At 34.9% G+C, this 415-nt stretch carries 1 protein-coding gene; it reads right to left on the bottom strand.

Going from position 1 to position 415, the window contains the following annotated elements; translation table 11 throughout:
* Positions 1-39: 39 nt before the first annotated feature.
* A partial coding sequence (locus B9P78_RS09625) for an IS3 family transposase (protein WP_148138610.1) occupies positions 40-415 on the bottom strand: 376 nt, incomplete at its 5' end.

Genomic DNA, 415 nt, shown 5'->3' on the forward strand with positions numbered 1-415 from the left:
TGAACCCCTACCAATAAACTGAACAAATAAAAAAGAACATTATACTGCCCACAAAAGATGATCCCGATAAGCAGTCGGGGTCATCTTTTTTAATTTTTTCTGATAACGATGATTGTTGTAAAATTCAATATACTCTTCGACAGCATACCAAAGGTCTTGTAGTGTTTCTCTTCTTTCGGATAATACTACATCCTTCATATGTCCGAAAAATGATTCCATTGGTGCATTATCCCAACAGTTTCCCCGCCTCGACATGGATTGAATTAGCCCCATATCTTTTACTTTTTCCTGGAAAACAGGATATGTATAATGAACACCTTGATCTGAGTGGATATACCTGTCCATTAATGGCATATCTTTAATCACATCATTCAATTTATCCAGTGTTTCATAAACTAAGTTCATTTTTAAGCTA

The sequence above is a fragment of the Aerococcus sp. 1KP-2016 genome (assembly GCF_002252085.1).
GTDB lineage: Bacteria > Bacillota > Bacilli > Lactobacillales > Aerococcaceae > Aerococcus.